This window comes from Actinomadura citrea (assembly GCF_013409045.1).
GTDB classification, from domain to species: domain Bacteria; phylum Actinomycetota; class Actinomycetes; order Streptosporangiales; family Streptosporangiaceae; genus Spirillospora; species Spirillospora citrea.
Window position 1 is genome coordinate 3,284,899 of record NZ_JACCBT010000001.1, and the last position, 16,822, is coordinate 3,301,720.

A 16,822-nucleotide genomic window follows, 5' to 3' on the forward strand; every position below is an offset into this window, starting at 1 on the left:
CCACCATGACCGTGAAGGCACGCGCCGGTCCGCGGCGCTCCGCAGCATCCGCACGTCCCGAAGGTCCGCTCGTCCCCCGGGAGCAGTCGTTCAATTGGCCAGCACAGACGTAGGCACCAGGACCGGCGGCCCGGCCGCGGCCGGCCCCCCGATCGTCCCGCAGGGCCCCGCCAGACTCGCGCTGATCGCCGTCACCGTCGCGGTGCTCGCGCAGACGCTGCGGTTCTCGCTGCCGCAGCTCGACCACTTCGCCGACGAGGCCGGGACCGCGTCCGCCGCAGGCGCGGTGCTCGTGGTCTACCTCGCAGGGTTCGCCGCCCCCCTGATCCGGCGCTTCGCCGGCCCGCGCGGGCTGCTGCTCGCCGGTGTCGGCGGGCTTTTCGCCGTCCGGCTCCTCGCGCAGGCGCTCGACCCGCGCACCTGGCTCGCGTTCGCCGGCACCGCCATCGGCATGATCGCCGTCGCGGCGCTGTACGAGGGCGCCCGCGGCCTGTCGGGGGTCGGGTTCGCCACCGCCACCGTCGCGGGCCTGTCCATCGACGGCGCCGTGCGGATGTGCTTCGCCACCTGGGACCCGGTGTGGCGCGACGGCTTCGGCCCCTGGCTGGCCTGCCTGGCGTTCGTCGGCGTCGGCGCCGCCGCGCTCTACCGCGAGCTGGCGTCCGGCCCCGTCTCCGCGCCAGGCGTGTCCTGGCGGGACGCGCTCGGCGCCGCGGCGTTCGGGCCGTTCCTCGCTCTGCAGATCCTCGTCCTCGCCAGCCCCGCGTTCGTCGCCTCGTCGGGTTGGCAGTCGCTGACCGGCGCGCACGTCGCGATCGTCATCGGGCAGGGCCTCGCGCTGGCGTTCCTCGCCTCCGGCCTCGCCGTGCGGGCCGTGCCGGGCGGCGTGTGCGTGCTCGGCGGGACGCTCCTCGGCGTCGGCGCGGGCGCCGTCGCCGGGACGTACGCGCTCTCCGGCATCGAGGTCGTCCCCGTCGTGATCGTCGGGCAGGTGCTGTCGGCGTGGCTGCTGGCGGTGGCGTGCCGCGCGCCGCTGCGCCGGGCCGGGACCGGCGGGCCCGTCTGGCGGGTGGACGCCGGCGCCGCGCTCGGCGGCCTGCTCGTCGCCGCGATCCTCATCCCGTACCAGGTCAGCGCCGTCTCGCCGCTGCCGGTCCCCAACAACCTGCTGCCCGGGCTCGCCGGCATCCTGCTCGGCGCGCTCGCGGCGATCGCCGCGGCGCGCGGCGGCCCGCTGCCCGCGCGCGTCCCGCTGCGGGCCCTCACCGCGGGCGCCGCCGCGCTGGTGCTGCTGGGCGGCACCCTCGTGTTCACCGTGGCCGCGCCGGACGGCGAGGCCCCGGCCGCGCCCGCCGGGGGCCAGGTGCGGGTGCTCAGCTACAACATCCACGACGCGGTCAACCAGTCCGGGCGCCTCGACCCCGAGGGCGTCGCCCGCGTCATCGAAGGGCAGCGCGCGCAGGTCGTCCTGCTGCAGGAGGCCGGGCGCGGGTCGCTGCTGTCCGGCACCACCGACGTCGCCGTGTGGCTGTCGCGGCGCCTCGGCATGAAGCTGATCTGGGGCCCGGCCGCCGACGGCCAGTTCGGCAACGCGATCCTGACGTCGCTGCCGGTGCGCAGCTCCGGGACGGGCCGGATGCCGAAGGGCGACTGGTCGCAGATCCGCGGCTACGTGTGGGCGCGGCTCGCCGTCGGCCAGACCACGATGGACGTGTGGTCGACGCACCTGGAGGGCGGCGGCGACCGGGGCGGCGAGCGGGCCCGGGAGATCGCGGCGCTGCTGCGGGCCTGGGGCGGCGCGCCCCGCACGATCATCGGCGGCGACTTCAACGCGGGTCCGGGCAGCCCGGAGCTGATCGCGATGACCGACGGCACCGACCTGCGCAACACCGCGATCGGCGGCGAGCAGTACCCGACCAGGTCCGACGGCACCAGCACCGACTGGGTCTTCGGATCGGACGGGGTCCTCGTCACCGACTACGACGTGCCCGAGTCCGACGCCTCCGACCACTACCCCGTCGCGGTGACCGTCCGGATCGGGCGGTGAGCGGACGCCGGCGGCGCCCGCCGCTAGGGTCATGAGATGAGCGAAGCGAGCCGGGGGGTGCGGGGGGCCGGCCCCCCGCGAGGAGACCGCCCATGAGCGCCGAGACGGTCGCGATCGAGCGGGCGGCCCCCGGGGACGCGGGGGAGATGATGACCGTCCAGCGGGCCGCCTACGTCTCGGAGGCGCAGCTGTACGGCGACCCGTTCATCCCCCCGCTGGTGGAGTCGGCCGAGCAGCTGCGCAAGGTGCTGGCGGGCGACGCCGTGGCGCTGAAGGCGGTCATGGGCGGCCGCCTCGTCGGCGCCGTGCGGGCCCAGTTCAGCGACCGCACGTGCCTGGTCGGGCGGCTCGTCGTCGTCCCCGACCTGCAGCGCCGCGGCATCGGGCGGCGCCTGCTGACGGAGCTGGAGGGCGAGATCGCCGGGCGCGCCGACGCGTGCGTGCTGTTCACCGGCCACCTGAGCGAGGCGAACCTGCGCCTGTACCGGGGGCTCGGCTACTCCGAGACGCACCGGGAGCGCGTCGCCGCGCACCTCACCCTCGTGCACATGCGCAAGACCCTCGTCCCCGCGGGAACCGCCCAGCCGCCGCGCCGCTAGGGTGTGTCCCGTGCTGAAAGTGGGACTCACCGGCGGGATCGGTTCGGGCAAGAGCGAGGTGGCGAAGCGGCTGCGCGAGCACGGCGCGGTCGTCATCGACGCCGACGGGATCGCCCGCGAGGTGGTCGAGCCGGGCACCCCGGGCCTCGCCGCCGTGGTGGCGGAGTTCGGCGAGGACGTCCTGTTGCCGTCCGGTGCCCTCGACCGGGAGAAGGTCGGCCGCATCGTGTTCGCCGACCCCGACCGGCTCGCCGCCCTGAACGCGATCGTCCACCCGCTGGTGGGGGAGCGGATGCAGGAGCTGATGGACGCCGCCCCCGCGGACGCGGTCGTCGTCTACGACGTCCCCCTCCTGGCGGAGAACGGCCTGGCCGGCATGTACGACGAGGTCGTCGTCGTGGACGCCCCCGAGGAGACGCAGCTGGACCGCCTGGTCGCCCGCCGCGGCATGACCGAGGAGGACGCCCGCGCCCGCATGGCCAACCAGGCGTCCCGCGCCGACCGCCGCGCCGTCGCCACCCGCGTCATCGACAACTCCGGCACCCTCGCCGACCTGAAAGCCCAGGTCGACGCCCTCTGGGACTTCCTGACCCGCCGCACCGCGTCCTAGAACGGGGCGTCGAGGGGGAGCCGGTGGACCTCGGGGAGGTAGGCGTCGAGCTCGCCCGGTTCGAAGCGGCACATGCCCACGGCGTACCAGAACTCGGCGGTGGCGTCGCCCTCCCACTTGTAGCGGCCGTCAGGGGCCAGGGCGGCCCAGCCCTCGGCCAGGCCGAGGAGGGTGGCGCGGCGCGCGGGGGCGGCGCGGTCGGTGACGTCCCACAGGATGATGGCGCCGTCGTCGCCCGCGGTGGCGAGCAGGGAGCCGTCCGGGCTGAACGCGGCGGACCAGACGCGGCGGGTGTGGCCGGTGAGGGCGTGCAGCAGCCGCCCGTTGGACGGGTTCCAGAGGCGCACGACCATGTCGTCGCCCGCGCTGGCGAGCATCGCCCCGGACGGGTGGAACGCGGTGGTCCACAGGCGCCCGGTGTGCTCGGTGAGGGTGTGCAGGAGATCGCCCGTGGACGGGTCCCAGAGGCGGACGGTCCCGTCGTTGCTGGCGCTGGCGAGCGTCTCCCCGGACGGTGAGAACGACACCTGGTACACGCGGTCGCCGTGTCCGCGCAGCGCGGCGGCGAGTTCGCCCGTGCGGGGGCTCCAGAGCCGGACGACGCCGTCGTCGCAGCCGGTCGCGACCAGGGCGCCGCCGGGCTGGAAGTCGATGGAGCGGACGCGGCCGCGGTGGTCGGCCAGGTTGACGGTCTCGCGGCCGGTCGTCCAGTACCAGAGCCGGACGGAGTCGTCGTCGTTGGCGGTGGCGAGGACGTCCCCGGACGGCGCGAACGCCTGCGCCCAGACGTGGTCGGTCTCGACGTTCAGTTCGCGTTCGAACGTGCCCGTCCCGGCCTGCCACAGGTGGACGCCGCCGTCGTTGGTGGCGGTGGCGAGCTGGGAGTCGCGGGTGTTGAACGCGGCGGAGGTGAGGTTGTCGGCGACGCCGCGCAGCTCGCGGATCATCCGGCCGGAGCGCGGGTCCCAGAGCCGGACGAGGCCGTCGTTGCCGCTGGCGGCCAGCATGCCGCCGTCGGGGCTGAACGCCACGCCGGTGACGCGGCGGCCGTGGCCGCGCAGCACGACGCGGCACTGCCCGGTCTCGGCGTCCCACATCCGGGCCGTGCCGTCGTTGCTGCTGGTGGCGAGCTGGGCGCCGTCCGGGCGGAACGCGAACGGCCACACGGCGCCGCGGTGCCCGGCCAGTTCGAGGCGCTGACGGCCGGTGCGCGGGTCCCACAGGCGGACGGACCCGGCGCTGTCGGCGGTGGCGAGCCGTCCGCCGTCCGGGCTGAAGGTGGCCTGGTAGATGCCGCCGCCGTGGCCGGTGAGGACGCTGCGCTGCCGGCCCTCCTCCCAGATGCGGACGGTCCCGTCGGTGTCGCCGGTGACGAGGAGGTCCCCGTCCGGGTGGAACGCGATGGCGTAGACGCGGCCGGTGTGGCCGAGGAGCTCCTGGCGGATCTCGCCGGTGCGGATGTCCCAGAGCCGGACGACGCCCGCCTCGTCCCCGGCGGCGAGCAGGGAGCCGTCCGGGTGGAACACGGCGCGGAACACCGCGCCGTGGTGGCCGGCCAGCTCGCGGCGCAGCGCGCCGGTGGCGAGGTCCCAGACGCGCAGGGTGCCGCCCGCGTCGCCGGTGACCATGAGCGACCCGGCGGGGTCGAACACGGCGGTGTAGACGGGGGCGGTGTGCCCGGGCAGCTCGTGCAGGAGCAGGCCGGACAGGGTGTCCCACACGCGGACGGTGCCGTCGGCGGCGCCCGCGGCGACGAGGTCGTTGCCCGCGGGGGAGCGTCCCCCGACCACCAGGGGCCACACGCCGGCGGGGTGGACGGCGAAGGTGTGCGTGGTGTGGCCGGTGGCGAGGTCCCACAGCCGGACGGAACCGTCGGCGGACCCGCTCGCCAGTAGGCTTCCGGCGCCGTCGAAGGCGACCGCGTAGGCGCGGTCGGTGTGGCCCTGGAGGCTGCGCAGCGGCGTGCCCGTGACGGCGTCGCAGATGAGGACGCCGCCGTCCTCGCTGCCGACGGCCAGGACGGAGCCCCCGGGGCTGTAGGCGAGCGGCTGGGGGAGGCGGCTGGTCTGGAAGTGGAAGCCGTAGGGGACGCCCACCGCGGCCGGCGCGACCTGGATGTCGATGGGGCGGCCCGGCGCGATGGCCGCCTCGCGCAGTTCGGGGGCGGCCGCGACGCGGCCCGGGAGCACGGCGTCCACGAGGGCGGCGCGGGTCCAGCGGCTGCCCTCCACGGCGACGTCGCGCAGGTCGGCGCGGGCCAGACGGGCCCGGGACAGGTCGGCGCCGCGCAGGTCGGCGCCGGTCAGGGTGGCCTCGTCCAGGCGCGCCCCGGCGAGCGAGGCGTCCCGCAGGACGGCGCGGGAGAGGTTCGCGCCCACGAGCTGCGCGTCGCTGAGGTCGGCGCCGGTGAGGTCGACCTCCTGGAGGTCGCGGTAGGACAGGTCCTCGCCCTGCAGGCGGGCGCCGCGCAGGTCGGTGTGCGCGGGGGTGCGCAGCCGCGTCGTGATGCGGATCGCGTTGGCGCGGGCGATGTCGTCGGCCTCGGGGTCGGCGAGCACCCGGGCCGTCCACTCCTGGCAGGCGCGCGTGTCGGCGAGGTCGCAGAGGAAGTCGACGGCGAGCTGGGTCAGGGCACGGCGGCCGAGGGCGGCCGGTGCCTCGCCCTTGGCGAACTCGTCCGCGATGTGCCGGGCGACGAGCCACTCCATGACGGACGTGTGGATGAAGCCGAACAGCCCCTCGGGCGTGCGCACGAGCAGGCTCCCGGCGCCGACGGCGTGGGTCACCTGGTGCGGCGACATCCGCCCACCGGCGAGCCCGGTGAGGGCGTCGGCGACGTCGGCCAGCTCGGCGAGCCGCAGGAACTGCTCGTTGCCCTCCCACAGCCGCAGCGCGAGCGTGCCCACGGCCTGCCACATGTCGTCGGCCTCCAGGCCGGACGGGCCGCCCGCGCCGCCGACCCGCTCGGCCTCGTACGCGAGCCAGGACGACAGGATCTCCTGGTAGAGGTCGGCGGGGCTGACGGCGCGGCGCGCCTGCGCGACCGCGCGCAGCCGCTCCTCGGAGAGGTCGGCGATGAACGACAGCATCCGCGGGTTGGACGTCAGCGCCAGCAGCTCCTCGATCCCCGCCAGCAGGCTCAACCGGTCCTCGGCCGCGCCCTCGTCGCCGTACCGGTTCACCAGGTACGAGCGGACCTGCGGGGGCGTGAACTCCTCCAGGGCGAGGACGCGGCGGTGCGGCAGCACGCCGACCTTCTCGCCGAGGGCGGTCAGCACCTGCGCCTGCGACTTGAAGTGCTGCGTCCGGCTCGCCACCACGATCTTCGCCTTGTCCTGGGCGGCCTGGAGCAGGGTGTCGAGGTGGTCGGCGGCCCGGTCGTAGGTCATGCGCGTCACCAGCTCGTCGAACCCGTCGAAGAGCAGGACGATGCGGCCCTGGCGGAGCATGTAGTGGAACGCCTTGAGGTCGATGAGCTCCTCACCGTGATTGGCCAGGTGCGCGGCGACCAGGCCGTCCACCGAGTGCGCCTTGTCGAGCGCCCGCAGCTCGATGAGGATCGGGACGACGTGCGGCAGCTCCTCCGGGATGCGGCGCGCCAGCTCCCGCAGGGCGAAGGTCTTGCCGCGGCCGAAGTCGCCGAGCAGCAGCAGGAACCGCCCGTGGTCGGCGGCCAGCAGCCGCAGCATCTCGCCGACCACGTCGTCGTGGACGTCCGCGCCCGACCGGCGCTCGCCGTCGGGGAGGAACCGGTCGAGCTCCCGGTAGCGCTGCGGGACGTACAGGGACGGCGGGTAGACCCCGCCGGCGGACAGCCGCCCCGACTGGGCCGCCACGTACTCCGACAGGTCGACGAGCCCCTGGAACTCGGTGAGGCTGCGCACCCGGATGCCGCGGCGCAGCGCGTCGTCGCGCACGGACCGCGCCGGGGCCGGCCCCAGGTACACCAGTTCCGAGCCGTGGTCGGTGCCGTCGGCGTGCACGTGCCGGACGAACGCGTCCACGTCCGCCTCGGTCACCCGCCCCACGTGGGCGCCGATGCGGTACTGGCGGACGAAGCCGTCCTCCAGGTGGGTGAGCAGCAGGTGCGGCGGGTCGGAGCGGCCGTCCTCGCGCGCGGGCGGGACGACGCGCCGGATGGTGGCGCGCTCGAACCGCGTCTCGCACGCCTCCGTCAGGCGGTCGAGCAGGCGTCCCGTGGGATCGGGGACGGGGTCGGCGGTGCCGTCGCCGCCGGGGCCGAGTTCCGGGGCGGGAGGGGCCGGAGGGGTCTGCGCGAGCGGAGGTGGGAACGTTCCGCCCACGGCGGTCCAGGACCGTTCGAGGCGTTCCGGGCCGCGCCTCGCGGCGTCCTCGGGGATCCAGCGCTCCAGCCCGTCCCCGCGCACGACGACGAGCTGGTGCCGGCCGGGGCCGAGCGCCGGGACGGACGGGACGTCGCCCGCCAGCAGCGGGACGGCGCCGTACTCCGACTCCGTCCCCTGGAAGAACAGGTTGACGTGGGCGGCGAGCAGCGTCTCCACCGTCTCGGGGTCGCGCAGCGCGCCGGGCTCGCCCGCGATGGGCGTGTGCTCGATCGCGCCGAGGCGCAGCCAGCCCTCGTCCTCGAAGTGCCGCAGCCGCTGGTTGAACCATGCGGCCTGCGCCTGGCCGACGCGCCCGTGGCGGTCCTCCTCGCGGTGGGTCTGCGGCAGCGTCGAGTTGAGCCCGGCCACCACGATCTTCAGGTCGGGGACGGGGAACAGCGTCCACGGCTGGGCGCTGTCGAAGATGAGCGCGTCGATGCCCTGGTAGAACTCCTTGAACAGGCCCGCGTAGTGGCGCCATTTCGGCCAGTACGGCGGCTGGGGCTCGATGTCGTCGGCCTCGCAGCTGGAGAAGTACGCCTGGCAGGCCGCGCGGGTGACGTCGTGGGTGCCGGGCACCACCACGACGCGCTGCGCCTCCAGGCCCAGCAGCGCGCGCAGGCTCGTCAGGAACGACAGCGCCTCGGCGAACTCCTTGCGGCTGCCCGAGTGGGTGATGTTGCCGGTGACGACGAGCAGGTCGGGCCGCGGCACGCCGGAGTCGGCCAGCCGTGTCACATCGCTCCAGATCCGGTCCTGCAGCTCGGTGGCGGTCGTCGGCTCGCCGGGCTCGGCCAGCGTCCGGCCGAACCGGGGGCCGGAGACGTGCAGGACGGTCAGGTGCTCGCGCGGCTCCTGCCCGGCGTCCGCCGCCGGGAACGCCGGCGCGGCGACGGGCGCCCGCCGGGCGGGCCGCTCTCCCGTCGGTTCGGGCCGCCTACCCCCTCCCTCGGGCCCGTCAGTCTCCTCCAGGCGGCCCATCAGCGGTTCCCGGCCACCGGGAAGCGGCCCGGGGCGGTTCTGCCCCGCTCCGGGGAAGCCAGGGCCGCTGAGGGGACGCGCGTGGCCGGCGAGGGCCTCCTGGATGCGCCGCATCAGCAGCCGGCGCGCCTCGTCCGGGTCGTCCACCCCCACCAGGTCCACGTAGGTGATCGTGGAGAGCAGGCCGTCGATCGGGCAGTCCTCGATGCGGACCGTGACCAGCTTGCGCGCCGGGTCGTCCGGGTCGGCCCGCAGCGCCGCCATCCACTCCAGCCGCCCGTACCGCGAGCGCAGGTAGTTGCGCGACAGCACCGCCACCACGACCTTGGCCTCCGACAGGCCCCGGTCCATGTAGTCGATGAAGTTGGTCCCGGGCACGAAGTCCCACGCCTGCATCATCGTGCGGTGCCCGGCGGCCTCCAGTTGCCAGGCGATCCAGGACGCCCACCGTTCGTCGGCCGGCGAGTAGCTGATGAAGAAGTCGGTCGGGCGCTCCTGGGGGTGGCCGGGGGGTGTCATGGCGCCAGTATCGCGCGGAGCACGGCCCGAACGCAGCGCCCCGGCCGCCTGTGGCGGCACGAGGCGCAGCCCCTGGCGGCATGGCGGCGCAGCCCGTGGAAGCGCGGCGGGGCGCCTATGGAATCATGACGCGCGTGCCGCCCCCTCCGACCGAGGCCCTGCGCCGTGCCGCCGGCTCCTTGGGCGTTCTCGACTGGATCCGCATCGCCGTTCTGGTGCTCGGCCTGGTGTTCGTCGCCACCGGCCTGCTGCCCGCCGACACGGCCCGCTCCAGCGTCGGGCGGATCGCACCCCTGCTGCTCTTCCTGTTCAGCGTCATCGTCCTGGCGGAGCTGACCAAGGAGGCGGGGGTCTTCGACGCGATCGCGCAGCGGATGGCCAAGGCCGGCCGCGGCAACTACGTCGCGCTGTTCCTGCTGTGCGTGGCGTTCGCGTCGCTCACCACAGTCTTCCTCAACTTGGACACGACCGCGGTGCTGCTGACTCCGGTCATGCTGGCTCTGGCGGCGCGCGCGCGGATCGCGACTCTCCCGCTGGCCATGACGACGGTGTGGCTGGCCAACACCGCGAGCCTGCTGCTGCCGGTGTCCAACCTGACCAACCTGCTCGCCGCCGACCGCGTGGCGCTGGAGACCCGCGCGTTCGCTGCGCGCATGTGGGCGCCGCAACTGGCGGTCCTGGCCGTGACCATGGTGCTGCTGTGGGTCTTCTACTGGCGGCGTCGGATGCGCGGCGAGGAGACCTACGACCCGCCCGCCCCGGTGCCCGTCAAGGACCGGGTGCTGTTCTCCGCCACGGGCGCCGCCTGCCTGCTGTTCATCGGGGCGATCCTCGCGGGCGTGCACACCGGGATCCAGCTGGGCCTCGCCGCGACCGCCGCCGCCGTCGTGGCCGTGGTCGCCTTCGCCGTGCGCGACCGGACGCTGCTGCGCCCCGCGCTCATCCCCTGGCAGCTCATGGTGTTCGTCACCGGGCTGTTCCTCGTCGTCCCCACTCTGGAACGATTCGGGCTGGACGACGCCATGCGCGCCCTGATCGGCGACGACGGTGGTACGGCCGGGGCGGTGCGGGCCGCGTTCTCGGGGGCGGGGCTGTCGAACGTCCTCAACAATCTCCCCGCCTACGTCGCCGGGGAATCGGCCGTGCCCGCCTCGAACAAGGACCAGTTGCTCTCCCTGCTCGTCGGGACGAACGTGGGGCCCGTCATCACGCCCTGGGGGTCGCTGGCGACGCTGCTGTGGTTCGAATGGTGCCGGCGCTGGGACGTGCGCGTGCCGATGCGCACGTTCGTCCTGGCGGGGACGGTCCTGGCCGTGACGGGCTCGGCCGCCGCCGTAGGGGCCCTCCTGCTGACCGGCTGAGCCCCCTCCCCGCCGGGGAAGGGCTCACCGGGCGACGGGGGCGCACCCGTCCCTCGGATCGATCTTCGCCGTGGTCTCCAGGAGCCGGTCGAGCAGTTCGGGACGCGCCGCGACGAAGCCCAGCTCGGACGGCGGTCGGTCGATGCCCAGCTCGTACGGGGCGCCGTCCAGGCGGCGCAGCTGCGCGCCCGCCTCGGCGGCCACCAGCATCCCGGCGGGCAGGTCCACGATCTCGGGCAGGTAGCCGACGATGCCGTCGATGTCGCCGCGCGCCAGCATCGTCCACGCCACCAGCGGCGCCCACAGTTGCAGCATGCGCGCGCACCGCAGCTCCAGGGCCGAGCGCATGGCGAACGCCACCGGATCGCCCGCACCGACCTGGTGGCCCTGCGTCCAGGCCAGGAGCGGGTTCCTCTCCCGTCCCGGCCGGGGACGGTCGGCCAGCGTCAGGGGCCTCCCGTCCGGGCCCAGGGCGCCCCGCCCGCGCACCGCCGACCACGTCCGGCCGCTCACCGGGTCGTGCACGACGCCCAGGACCGGCTCGGCGCGCGCGCACAACGCCAGCCCGACCGCGTACACCGGCATGCCGATCGCCACGTTGTTGGTGCCGTCCAGCGGGTCGACGAGCCAGACCATGTCCTCGCCGGGCGCGCCGTCGAGGATCCCGGACTCCTCGGCGATGATCCGGTGCCCCGGGTACGCGGCCCGCAGCCGCCCGACGATCAGGTCCTCGGCGGCGGTGTCCAGCTCCGTCACCACGTCCCCGCCCGCGCCCTTCGGCCGCACCCCGAGGGGGCCGTCCACGCGGGCGCTGAGCAGCGCGCCCGCCGCCTCCGCCGCCTCCACCGCCACGCGGCGGGCCTCGGAAAGATCGACCGGAAGGGCCGCTGACGGGGTGGTGGGTCTCATCGGGCCTCTCCAGTGGGATCCGGCGTCCGGCTACCGGCGCGGTGAGCAGTGGGCGGCGGCGATCCTGCGGGCCGAGCGCCGCAGGGCCCGCAGAGTGTCGGCGTGGTCGGAACGCGAGCGGCGCACCTTGTGGCTGGCGACGTCCAGAGGGCCGAGCGACAGGTCGCCCCCGCCCGGCGTCTGCCGGCCCAGGGCGACCGTGGCGGCGTCCCGGCCGTCCTCGATCAGCGTGCTGTGGAAGACACCGGCGGGCAGGGTGTACGACTCCCCGGTCCGGTGCGTGCTGGACCCGGCGGGGGAGCAGTGGACGGCGCGCCCCGTCGCCCTCAGCTCGTCCAGGTCGCCCTGGCTCACGACCTCGAAGACCTGCTGCGTCCCGGTGCCGGAAGCCTCGCTGACGTCCATCCGCACGTTCCGGACCGTCCCGTACAGGACGAAGCTGAGAAGTTCCCAGCTGTGGCAGTGGACCGGCGATGTGGTGGACGGCGCCGGGCGCACCTCCGGCGTCCAGATGTGCAGGCACACCCCGAGGTCACCGCTGCGCTCCAGGGGAAGGCACAGGAAGCCCAGCGGGTGCCGCACCGCGGGAACGGAGGGGCGGCCCGCCGCGGCGTCCTCCAGGACGCCGCCGAGGATCCGCCCCGCCCACGCCGGCAGCGTCCGCGCCGCGGTACCGGCGTGGATCTCCTCGCGGATCTCCTCGTACCTCACTCCGGCGGCCTCACTGTTCGCCGACACCTTCGCTCCCCGGCCCGTCTCCCGCGCACGCTCCGTCACGTCCGGGTCACTCGTAGGGGTCCTTGGCCCGCAGGGCCTTTCGTATGATCTCGATGACATCGCGGTCGGTACAGCCCTGCGCGAGGTCGATTCCGATGACCTCGAAGAGCTTGCGCGCTTCCTCCACGGTCGGCTCGTCGTCCAGGGGCGCCAGCCTGGCCTGCTCGACCGGGACCCGCCGCGCCTGGTCGAGGCTGGTCTGCAGCTCCGCGCTCACCCAGCTGTAGTAGAACTTGGCGCTGTCGACGACCAGGGCCTCGCCGCGCGGGTCGTCGCGGGTGACCACCACACGCGAGGAGGCGAGGTCGTAGCGCAGCGTCGTCATCGTCTGCGCGAGGCCGATGTCGATGTCGAGCATCGCGAACCGCTGCTTGTGCCAGCACGCCGCCAGGATCGTGGCGTACGCCTCCTTGCGGGTGCGATCCAGCGTCCAGGGCTCGCCCGTGGCGTCCGGGCCCTCCGACACCGAGCGGCGGTGACGCGCGTACGCCTCGCACACCTCCACGTTCGTGGGGTCGAGGATCTCCAGGCGGAACAGCAGCGTCCGCCGCTCCCGGCGCGCGGCCGCCACGCACTCGGGCAGCGTGCGCGCGCGGATGTAGGTGCCCGTCCCGCCCTTGAAGAACCACCGGTCGGTGTCGCGGCGGGCCTCCGCCAGGACCTGCGCCACCTGCGCCCCGCTGATCACCCGCACGACCGTGGTCTCGTCCAGCGCGCGCTTGGTGTCGGCCAGGACGCCTTCGAACTCCTCGATGTGGGTCAGCTTGGCGTCGAGTTCACTGAGCGTGGCCGACGAGGCGCGCAGCGTGTCGCGGACCTCGGCCTCGACCGGGATGCGCCGTCCGCGGTCGCGCAGCACCGACGTCGCCAGCAGGCCGATCACCGCGAGGATCCCGCTGTTGGTGATTTCGGTCTCGTTCGGCAGGTTCACCCCGAGGCCGAGCACCGCCACGACGATCGCCAGAATCAGCGCGATCACAGCGTCGGCGTTCTTCCCGAACCAGTCGGCGAATCGGGCCATGGTGCGGTTTCCCCGTCCTAGTCGGCGCCGGGGCGCTCGGGGGCGCTGAGGGTCGTCCCCCTCGAACGGCACGACCGGCGCGGTCATCGTAACCACAGCGCCCATTCGCGGGAAAAGCCCTGCAGGTAGGGGGTTCGCTCACGTGTGCGACAGGCGGCCTTCCGGTCGCTATAGGCTCATCGCCATGCGAGTACGGGGATGGTGGTCGGGGGCATGGCCCACCCGGCGTTCCCGTGCCTTCGACATCGCGATCGCCCTGTCCTTCGCGGTGGGCGACGGCGTGTTCCTGTGGTTCGCGGACCAGAAGTTCTGGCTGCCGCCCCCCGTCGTGTCCGCCTGCAGCGTCGTGCTCGGCCTGGCCCTGATCGTGCGGCGCTCCCACCCGGTGGGGCTGACCGTGTTCGCGGTGGTGTTCGGCACCGTCACGGGCGCCGGAGCGTTCAGCACCCTCATCGTCCTGTACTCGCTCGCCGCCTACACGGCGTCCCGCCGCACGGTGGTGATCATCGCGGTCACCGGCTACGTCGCCAGCCTGGTCTTCCCGGCCCCGACCGCGGCGACGGAGTCCTTCCTCGCGCAGTCGATCTTCGGGATCGCGTTCGTCGGGGTCCCCGTCCTGCTGGGCCTCTACATGGGCGCGCGCAAGCAGCTCCTGGCCTCGCTCCAGGAACGCGCGGCGAGACTCGAACGCGAGCAGCATCTGCTCGCGGAGCGCGCGCGGGGGGAGGAACGCACCCGCATCGCGCGGGAGATGCACGACGTCGTCGCCAACCGCGTCAGCGTGATGGTCGTCCACGCCGGCGCGCTGAAGGCGATCGCCGTCCGAGACCCGGCGCGGGCCGCCGAGACCGCCTCGGTCATCGGCGACATGGGGCGGCAGGCGCTGGAGGAGCTCCGCCATGTCGTCGGGGTGCTCCGGCAGGGGGAGGAGGCCCTCCCGCAGCAGGTGGTGACGCTGGCCCACCTCCGCGAGCTGGTCGGCCAGTCCGGTGCCGCGGGCCTGCGCGTCGACCTGACGATCCGCGGCGAGGAGCGCCCCATGCCCGCCGCCGTCGGCCGGACGGTCTACCGGCTCGTGCAGGAGGCCCTCACCAACGTCCACAAGCACGCCGGCGCCGCCGACACCCGCGTGGAGCTCGGCCTCCTCCCGGAGGCGGTCGAAGTGGAGATCGCCAACGAACCGCCCACCGCCGCGCCCGAGCACCGGCTGCCCTCCGGCGGGAACGGCCTGGTCGGGCTGCGCGAGCGCGTCACCGCCCTCGGCGGCAGCTTCGACGCGGGCCCCCGGGGCGGGGGCTACGCCGTCCGGGCCCGGCTCCCGCTGCCCGCCTCCTGAGCCCCCGGCCAGCCGCCCGCACGGCCGCGGAATGTCGGAGCCCCTGCATACAGTTGGGGGAGCAGGGAGAACGCCGGATCCAGGGGAGTGTCGATGCGCCCAGTCACGGACCTGCGGCGCCGCGTGGCGCCGTTCGAGGTCGTCACCGAGATGACGCCGTCGGGCGACCAGCCGCAGGCGATCGCCGAGCTCGCCGCCCGTGTCTCGGCCGGCGAGAAGGACGCCGTGCTGCTCGGCGCGACCGGCACCGGCAAGACCGCCACGATCGCATGGCTGGTGGAGAAGCTGCAGCGGCCCGTCCTCGTCATGCAGCCGAACAAGACCCTCGCCGCCCAGTTCGCCAACGAGCTGCGCGAGATGCTGCCGAACAACGCCGTCGAGTACTTCGTGTCGTACTACGACTACTACCAGCCCGAGGCGTACATCCCGCAGACCGACACCTACATCGAGAAGGACTCCTCGATCAACGACGAGGTCGACCGGCTGCGGCACTCGGCGACCAACTCGCTGCTCACCCGCCGCGACACCGTCGTCGTCGCGTCCGTGTCCTGCATCTACGGCCTCGGCACCCCGCAGGAGTACGTCGACCGGATGGTCCGGCTGCACGTCGGCCAGGAGATCGACCGCGACGATCTGCTCCGGCAGCTCGTCGGCATGCAGTACACCCGCAACGACCTCGCCTTCACCCGCGGCACCTTCCGCGTCCGCGGCGACACCGTCGAGATCATCCCGCAGTACGAGGAGCTCGCCGTCCGGATCGAGATGTTCGGCGACGAGATCGAGAAGCTCGCCACCCTGCACCCGCTCACCGGCGAGCTGATCACCGAGGACGAGGAGCTGTACGTCTTCCCCGCCTCCCACTACGTCGCCGGCCCCGAGCGCATGGAGCGGGCCATCGGCCAGATCGAGGCCGAGCTGGAGGAGACCCTCGCCGTGATGGACCGGCAGGGCAAGATGCTGGAGGCGCAGCGCCTGCGCATGCGCACCACCTACGACATCGAGATGATGCGGCAGGTCGGCACCTGCTCCGGCATCGAGAACTACTCCCGGCACATCGACGGCCGCGGCCCCGGCACCGCCCCCAACACCCTCCTGGACTACTTCCCCGAGGACTTCCTCCTCGTCGTCGACGAGTCCCACCAGACGGTCCCGCAGATCGGCGCCATGTACGAGGGCGACGCGTCCCGCAAGCGGATGCTGGTCGAGCACGGGTTCCGGCTGCCGTCCGCCATGGACAACCGCCCGCTGAAGTGGGAGGAGTTCCTCGAACGGATCGGCCAGACCGTCTACCTGTCGGCGACGCCCGGCCCCTACGAGATGAACCGCGTCAAGGGCGACGTCGTCGAGCAGGTCATCCGCCCCACCGGCCTGATCGACCCGGAGATCGTCGTCAAGCCGACCAAGGGCCAGATCGACGACCTCATCCACGAGATCCGCGAGCGCACCGAGCGCGACGAGCGCGTCCTCGTCACCACCCTCACCAAGAAGATGTCCGAGGACCTCACCGACTACCTCCTCGAACTCGGCATCCAGGTCCGCTACCTGCACAGCGAGGTCGACACCCTGCGCCGCATCGAGCTGCTGCGCGAGCTGCGCGCCGGCGATTTCGACGTCCTCGTCGGCATCAACCTGCTCCGCGAGGGCCTCGACCTGCCCGAGGTCTCCCTCGTGGCGATCCTGGACGCCGACAAGGAGGGCTTCCTGCGCTCCGAGACGTCCCTCATCCAGACGATCGGCCGCGCGGCCCGCAACGTGTCGGGCCAGGTCCACATGTACGCCGACACCGTCACCCCGTCCATGGAGCGGGCGATCGACGAGACCAGCCGGCGCCGCGCCAAGCAGCGCGCCTACAACGAGGAGCGCGGCATCGAGCCGCGGGCGCTGCGCAAGCGCATCGCCGACATCCTCGACTCCCTCGCCCGCGAGGACGCCGACACCGAGACCCTGATCGGCGGCGGGGGCCGCCAGCAGAGCCGCGGCAAGGCGCCCGTCCCCGGCCTCGCCTCCCGCACCCGGGAGGTCGGGCGGCACGCCGCCGACCTGGTCGGCGAGCGCCCCCGCGAGGAGCTGGAGGGCCTCATCGAGCAGATGACCGACCAGATGCACCAGGCCGCCACCGACCTGCAGTTCGAACTCGCCGCCCGCCTCCGCGACGAGATCAAGGAACTCAAGCGCGAACTCCGCGACATGAAGGAGGCCGGCGTCAAGTAACCCCGCCCCCCAGGCGGCGACGCTCTCTCCCGAACGACCCCCAGACACGGTGCGGCCGGCGCGGTGTGGAAGACCGGAGGTGCCTGCGTGCACGTGTGCGGCCGC

The 16,822-nt window shown here is 74.0% G+C and carries 10 protein-coding genes; 6 read left to right on the forward strand and 4 right to left on the reverse strand.

Annotated elements, in window-relative coordinates:
* Positions 1-94: 94 nt before the first annotated feature.
* From BJ999_RS15475 to coaE, 3 genes are all read left to right on the forward strand, one after another.
* Positions 95-2,047 carry an endonuclease/exonuclease/phosphatase family protein gene (locus BJ999_RS15475; protein WP_179833953.1) on the forward strand — a complete coding sequence of 651 codons (1,953 nt, stop codon included), beginning with the start codon at positions 95-97 and terminating at the stop codon, positions 2,045-2,047.
* Positions 2,048-2,139: 92 nt separating this feature from the next.
* Positions 2,140-2,646, forward strand: coding sequence for a GNAT family N-acetyltransferase (locus BJ999_RS15480; protein WP_179833954.1), 507 nt, complete (start codon positions 2,140-2,142; stop codon positions 2,644-2,646).
* Between the two features lie 10 nt (positions 2,647-2,656).
* The gene (gene coaE / locus BJ999_RS15485) at positions 2,657-3,256 is read left to right on the forward strand and encodes a dephospho-CoA kinase (protein ID WP_179833955.1); all 600 of its coding nucleotides are present in this window, start codon (positions 2,657-2,659) and stop codon (positions 3,254-3,256) included.
* On the opposite strand, the gene BJ999_RS15490 is transcribed toward coaE, so the two are convergent.
* Complete coding sequence (locus BJ999_RS15490) at positions 3,253-9,102, reverse strand: TIR domain-containing protein (protein ID WP_179833956.1); 5,850 nt, start codon at positions 9,100-9,102, stop codon at positions 3,253-3,255. The two genes, coaE and BJ999_RS15490, sit on opposite strands and share 4 nt — an antisense overlap.
* Positions 9,103-9,236: 134 nt before the next feature.
* On the opposite strand from BJ999_RS15490, the gene BJ999_RS15495 reads away from it, so the two are divergent.
* Entirely contained in the window at positions 9,237-10,463 is a 1,227-nt protein-coding gene (locus tag BJ999_RS15495; RefSeq protein WP_229809922.1) for an ArsB/NhaD family transporter, read from the forward strand.
* A gap of 24 nt (positions 10,464-10,487) precedes the next feature.
* Here the strand turns inward: BJ999_RS15495 and BJ999_RS15500 are convergent, their stop codons facing one another.
* From BJ999_RS15500 to BJ999_RS15510, 3 genes are read right to left on the reverse strand one after another with little or no spacing between them, the layout of a single operon-like run.
* Positions 10,488-11,372 (reverse strand): inositol monophosphatase family protein, encoded by an 885-nt coding sequence (locus BJ999_RS15500; protein WP_179833958.1) that lies wholly within the window; start codon positions 11,370-11,372, stop codon positions 10,488-10,490.
* A gap of 30 nt (positions 11,373-11,402) precedes the next feature.
* Positions 11,403-12,110 (reverse strand): hypothetical protein, encoded by a 708-nt coding sequence (locus tag BJ999_RS15505; protein WP_229809923.1) that lies wholly within the window; start codon positions 12,108-12,110, stop codon positions 11,403-11,405.
* A 46-nt stretch (positions 12,111-12,156) separates the two neighbouring features.
* Positions 12,157-13,170, reverse strand: a complete 1,014-nt coding sequence (locus BJ999_RS15510; protein ID WP_179833959.1) for a hypothetical protein — start codon at positions 13,168-13,170, stop codon at positions 12,157-12,159.
* Positions 13,171-13,354: 184 nt separating this feature from the next.
* Here BJ999_RS15510 and BJ999_RS15515 point away from each other — a divergent pair, with 184 nt between their 5' ends.
* Together BJ999_RS15515 and uvrB are read left to right on the forward strand one after the other, a co-directional pair.
* Positions 13,355-14,506 carry a sensor histidine kinase gene (locus BJ999_RS15515; protein WP_179833960.1) on the forward strand — a complete coding sequence of 384 codons (1,152 nt, stop codon included), beginning with the start codon at positions 13,355-13,357 and terminating at the stop codon, positions 14,504-14,506.
* Positions 14,507-14,599: 93 nt separating this feature from the next.
* Positions 14,600-16,717, forward strand: coding sequence for an excinuclease ABC subunit UvrB (gene uvrB, locus BJ999_RS15520; protein ID WP_179833961.1), 2,118 nt, complete (start codon positions 14,600-14,602; stop codon positions 16,715-16,717).
* Positions 16,718-16,822 lie beyond the last annotated feature (105 nt).